Raw genomic sequence first — 2,594 nt, forward strand, 5'->3', positions numbered from 1 at the left:
CGTTGCAGAAAGGAAATAGGTGGCCGGATTTTACTCCGCCCGCAGCAGCATTATGCCGCCGCTACCGTGGCCGACTTTTGCACCGCCGCTCTCACTCGAAGGACATGCCGATGGTGCCTTCGATGAAATCACGTGGATATGCCTTGTAATATGGAAGACCGTTCATTGGCGCGCTCCATTCCTGACTGCTGAGAAGGCCATATCGGCGAAAAGATCGACTGTTCCGAGCGGGCCGTTGCGCTGCTTGGCGATGATGAACTCGAGCTTATTCTGGCAGTCGATCAGCTTGTCTGCCCGCTCTGCTTGCTCCTCGAAGCTGCCGCCTTGCGCCCGCTCGAGGTAGTATGCCTCGCGGAACAAGAATGCGATCATGTCGGCGTCCTGCTCTATCGCGCCGGAATCCCTGAGGTCAGAAAGCATCGGGCGTTTTTCATCGCGGCTCTCGAGCGCCCGGCTGAGCTGCGAGAGGAGGACAACGGCTATGTCGAGCTCCCTGGCGAGGGATTTCATGCTCGAGGTGATTTCGGCGATCTCATTCACGCGGTTGCCGCTATAGCGCGAGGACGGGCGGATCAGGCCGAGGTGGTCGATGAATAGAACCTCGAGCGGCGTCCCATGCTGCGCTCTCTCCTCGGCCATCCTTTCGGCCCTGACGCGGATGTCAGTGGCGGTCTGGCCGGCTTGCTCATCAATATGGAGTGGGAGACGGTCGAGCTCGATCTGCGCCTCCATGATCGCGTCTATGTCGCTGTCCAACACCTCCCCGCGGACGATGTTGGTATACGGAACCTTACCTCGCCAGTCGAACATGATGTCGGAGAGCGCGCGGGAGGCCAGTTTGTCGGCGTCCATCTCGAGCGAGACGATGCCGCAACAATGACCAGCCTGGGCCGCTTTGATGGCGCAGGAGAGCGCGACCGTCGTCTTACCCATGGACGGCCTGGCGCCGATCAATGTCAGATCTCGACGCTGGATACCGCCCGTCATGCGATTGAGGTCCGTCAGACCCCATGTGATGCCGGTTAAGCCAGAACCCTTTTCTCGCGCCGCCTGCGCGGCCTCGACGGCGCGCATCGCCGCTCCACCCACCGACACGCGCGTTTTCTTCCGCCCGCCGGCCCTGAGCTCCGAAATGATATCGTCGAGGTTCTTGGCCGCTTCCGAGGCGACAACCTTCGCATCGGCGGAAGGGTCATTTGCGGCGGCGTGAACGCGCCCCGCCTCGCCTGCGATGGAAATCCTGGCCCACTGGTCGAGAACCTTTCGCGCGTTCTCTGCCGTCCCGGTCCCTGATGCCGTAGCCGAGGAGACGAGCCGAGCCAGATAGGCCGATACCTGCATGCCGGTCGATTTCTCGAACTCGGCGCAAGCCTGCTCATTCAGCAGCCGCTTGACGATGCTCGGGTTGCTCGAGCCGTACCGCTCGTGCGCGGCCAAAGCAGACCGGTACACCTCCCGATGAAACGCCTCGACGAAGTGATATTCCTTCAGGATCGAAAGCGTCTCGTGGATATCGCCGCCGAGCAAAATCGCACCGAGCACATTTTGCTCGATTTCCGGGACAAAGGCATTCGCATCCATGACGTGGGCGTTCATGCCGAAGCCCTCGACTGACCGATAAACTCTTTCTGGTCCTCGCGCATGAATAGCTCGAGCCATCTGCTCCATGCTCGAGCGGCGGCGATGCCATCATCTATGGAAAGGGTTTGCTGTGCTCGCTTCTGGGCGGCGACGTATTCCGACCATCTGGCATCGATATGAGCGTGCAAGGAAACAACGTTGTTCATTTCACCACCTCGACCTCTATGCCGAAGCACGCCTTCATCAGCTTGGCCTTGAGACGGAAATCGCGGGTGGCGTAGCCCTTCACGTCGACGACGCGGCGTGCGCGGAGGATTCGGTCGAAGAACACGAAATCGGCACGGTAGCGTGCGATCAGCACGCCGTTGACCATCAGGTCGTATTCGCGCTGCAGATCGAGATCAGTTACCTCGCCGGCCTTCTCCCGCTGCTTTAACGCGGCATAGAAGTTGGCCTCGGCTTTGCTGTCGAAGAGGATTCCATCCAGCAAGGTTTTCTCGGCGCCGTACTTGCTGCGCTTCGGCTTCGATGACAGGAAGGCTTGGCCCTGTTCTTTGGTGAGGTGGATCGTCATGCTGCTACCCCGCTCTTGTCACGGACGGACCGCTGGTGTTCACGATGCCAAGTCTTGTGGACGCGATATGCCGCGCGTGCGTCACTGAGGGCGTTCCAGATGTCTTGTTCGTCACAGCCCATAATCTTGGCAATCTCTGCCGTGTCGTGCTGGCGGTCTCGACCGTTGAACAACTGGCCGATCTTGATGAGGGCTTCCTGTCCGAAGGTCATGCGCTCGCCCTCCTGTCATCGAGGGAGGCGACAAGAGCGCGGATGTCCTTGAGCATGGCGAGCTTTGCGGTCTGCGCCGAATTGCCATAGGAAGACATGCGAGCCTGGAGGCCGGAGATTTCGCCGTCGAGAAAGCGGAGCATCTTCTGGAGGTTCGTCATGCTGCTATGCACTCCCCATCGTCTTTCTGGCAAAGCACTCCGTCGGTTTCGAGAGCCCAGTCGCCC

Annotated in this window: 5 protein-coding genes; all 5 read right to left on the minus strand. The window is 60.0% G+C overall.

The window, feature by feature from the left end:
• Positions 1-162 precede the first annotated feature (162 nt).
• The 5 genes from EV665_RS31960 to EV665_RS32575 are packed head-to-tail and all read right to left on the minus strand — an operon-like array spanning position 163 to position 2,528.
• Positions 163-1,596 carry a replicative DNA helicase gene (locus tag EV665_RS31960; protein ID WP_133037259.1) on the minus strand — a complete coding sequence of 478 codons (1,434 nt, stop codon included), beginning with the start codon at positions 1,594-1,596 and terminating at the stop codon, positions 163-165.
• The gene (locus EV665_RS31965) at positions 1,593-1,787 is read right to left on the minus strand and encodes a hypothetical protein (protein ID WP_133037260.1); all 195 of its coding nucleotides are present in this window, start codon (positions 1,785-1,787) and stop codon (positions 1,593-1,595) included. The genes EV665_RS31960 and EV665_RS31965 overlap by 4 nt, the downstream gene beginning before the upstream one ends.
• Positions 1,784-2,155 carry a DUF1064 domain-containing protein gene (locus EV665_RS31970; RefSeq protein ID WP_133037261.1) on the minus strand — a complete coding sequence of 124 codons (372 nt, stop codon included), beginning with the start codon at positions 2,153-2,155 and terminating at the stop codon, positions 1,784-1,786. The genes EV665_RS31965 and EV665_RS31970 overlap by 4 nt, the downstream gene beginning before the upstream one ends.
• A complete protein-coding gene (locus tag EV665_RS31975; RefSeq protein WP_133037262.1) occupies positions 2,152-2,367 on the minus strand; it encodes a hypothetical protein in 216 nt (71 codons plus the stop codon). The genes EV665_RS31970 and EV665_RS31975 overlap by 4 nt, the downstream gene beginning before the upstream one ends.
• Positions 2,364-2,528, minus strand: a complete 165-nt coding sequence (locus EV665_RS32575; protein WP_162853240.1) for a hypothetical protein — start codon at positions 2,526-2,528, stop codon at positions 2,364-2,366. Before EV665_RS32575 ends, EV665_RS31975 begins: the two co-directional genes overlap by 4 nt.
• Positions 2,529-2,594: the final 66 nt, after the last annotated feature.

The organism is Shinella granuli (genome assembly GCF_004341885.1).
Taxonomy (GTDB): Bacteria; Pseudomonadota; Alphaproteobacteria; order Rhizobiales; family Rhizobiaceae; genus Shinella; species Shinella granuli.